Here is a 2,558-nt window from a genome sequence, read left to right as displayed (position 1 = left end):
GCATGTTGGCGAGCAGCACCTGCTGGAGCACCTGATCGTGAACCGTGCGGTTGAGGATGGGGATCAGGGTCTCGACCCGGCGGTCGAGATTGCGGCTCATCATGTCGGCAGAGGCGATGAACACTGCGGCATGGGCACTCGGCATCGTGTAGCCGCCCGCGAAGGCATAGATGCGGCTGTGTTCGAGGAAGCGGCCGATCACCGATTTGACGCGGATGTTCTCGGACAATCCGGCGACCCCGGGCCTGAGACAGCAGATCCCGCGCACCACCAGTTCAACCTGAACTCCGGCGTTGCTGGCGGCATAGAGCCGTTCGATCATGCCTTCGTCGGTGAGCTGGTTGCACTTCATCCAGACCGCGGCAGGCTTGCCCTTCTGGGCATTGGCGATCTCGGCATCGATGCGGTCGTAGATTTCCTGGCGCAAATCGATCGGCGCGATGTGCAGCCGTTCGAGGGCGTGAGGCTCGACATAGCCGGTGACGAAGTTGAACATCTTGGCCGCATCGCGCCCCATCTTGGGGTCGGCGGTGAAGAAGCTGAGGTCAGTGTAGATCTTGGCGGTGACGGGGTGGTAGTTGCCGGTGCCGAAGTGGCAATAGGTGCGGAACCCCTCACCCTCGCGGCGCACCACCATCGCCACCTTGGCGTGGGTCTTCCAGTCGGTGAAGCCGTAGATCACCTGCACGCCGGCGCGTTCGAGCTTGCTGGCCCATTGCAGGTTCTGCTCCTCGTCGAAGCGGGCCTTCAGTTCCACCACCGCGGTGACCGACTTGCCGGCCTCGGCCGCCTCGATCAGCGCGCCAATCACCGCCGACTGGCTGCCCGCGCGGTAGAGCGTCTGCTTGATCGCCACCACATCGGGGTCGGCCGCCGCCTGCCGCAGGAAATCGACCACCACCTCGAAGCTCTCATAGGGGTGGTGGATGACGATGTCCTTCTCGCGGATCGCCGAGAAGACGTCCCCGTCATGCTCGCGGATGCGTTCGGGCAAGCGCGGGGAATAGGCGTCGAACTTGAGGTCGGGCCGATCCTCGCGGACGATTTCGGCAAGGCCGTCGATGCCGATCATTCCGTCGGTCTTGATCAGCGCGGCCTCGTTGATGCCGAGCTGGTCGAGCAGCAGGGCCTCGGCGGCGGGATCGAAATCCTCCTCGATCTCGAGCTGGATCACCTGGCCGCGCCTTCTGCGCTGGATCGCGCTGCGGAAGGTGCGCACGAGGTCCTCGGCCTCTTCGGCGATCTCGATGTCGCTGTCGCGCAGCACGCGGAACAGGCCGTCACCCTGGATCGTGAAGCCCGGGAACAGCGCCTCGGCATAGCGCTGGATCAGCCGCGCGATCGACATGTAGAGCACCCCGCCCTTGCCCGATCCCGCGCTGGTCACCGTTTCGGGCACACGCACGAAGCGCGGCAAAGCGCTCGGGATCAGCACCATCTCGATCAGCTGCTCGCCGGTCGCATCGCGGGTCAGGGTGAAGAGCAGGCCCATGCCTTCGTTCTGGACGAAGGGGAACGGGTGCGCGGGATCGAGCGCCTGGGGGGTGATGATCGGCAGGATCTCGTTGAGGAAGTAGCGCTTGAGCCACTTGTGCACTTCGGGGCTGACGCGTTCCTCGTCGGCAACGTGGATGTCGGCCCCGGCGAGGCCTGTGCGCAAGCTCCGCCAGATCGACTGCTGGCGCTGCGAGAGGATCGCGAGCGTATCGCGGATCGCGGTCAGCTGCTGCGCGGGCGAACGACCGTCGATCGAGGGCGCCTCGAAGCCGCGCTGCACTTGCCCCACGAGGCCCGCGACGCGGATCATCATGAATTCGTCGAGATTGCTGCCCGAAATCGACAGGAACCGAACGCGTTCAAGCAGCGGATAGGCCTCGTTGCAGGCCTCGGCGAGGACACGCTGGTTGAACTGGAGCCACGAAAGCTCGCGGTTGAAATAGGGGGATTCGTCCGGCCCCAGTACCGCCATCTGGGTGGTGCCCGCAGCGCCTGCGGGCGCGGGTTCGGTGCCGGTCGGTGACGTGCTCATCGCTTCCCTGTCCCGCCTGTTGCCGCGATGCTGCGGCCCAGGCCTTGTCTTGCGCGCCATGATGCGCCGGGCGCGCATGTGTTCGCAAGCAGCTTACGTGTAAATGCGAAGGAGACAGTTGTCACACAAACGTCAAGGTCAGGCGCGCCTTGTGGGGCGGCCTGCCTCACACCAATGACCGGCTGTCCGCTATCGCAGTAATCCCGCGCTTTCCGTTGGCATCGCGGCCCAGTTGCACGATCACGTCGATCACGCTCGCGGCATAGGCGATGGTGTCGGAACGGGTGAGGCCGATGCCGGTCTGCATCACCATCAGCGAAAGCTGTTCCAATGCGCCGCGCAGGGAATTGGCGTGGATCGTCGAAAAGCTGCCCGGGTGCCCGGTGTTGATCGCGCGCAGGAAGCTGACGCTCTCGCTTCCGCGCAGTTCGCCCAGCACGATGCGGTCGGGACGCAGGCGCAGCGCGGCCTGGAGGAGCTCGTTGGCGGTGACCTTGGCCTCGCCGAGTTCGCCCTTCACAGCAACGAG

2 protein-coding genes are annotated in these 2,558 nt (G+C 65.1%); both read right to left on the bottom strand.

Going from position 1 to position 2,558, the window contains the following annotated elements:
- The coding region (locus NBV68_RS18990; RefSeq protein ID WP_296313062.1) for an RNA degradosome polyphosphate kinase at positions 1–1,969 on the bottom strand (1,969 nt) is incomplete at its 3' end.
- Between the two features lie 226 nt (positions 1,970–2,195).
- The coding region (locus NBV68_RS18985; protein ID WP_296313059.1) for an ATPase, T2SS/T4P/T4SS family at positions 2,196–2,558 on the bottom strand (363 nt) is incomplete at its 5' end.

The organism is Erythrobacter sp., from assembly GCF_023653175.1.
Taxonomy (GTDB): domain Bacteria; phylum Pseudomonadota; class Alphaproteobacteria; order Sphingomonadales; family Sphingomonadaceae; genus Erythrobacter.
Note: the sequence above shows the minus strand (reverse complement) of the source record. Positions and strands in the feature narration are given on the sequence as shown.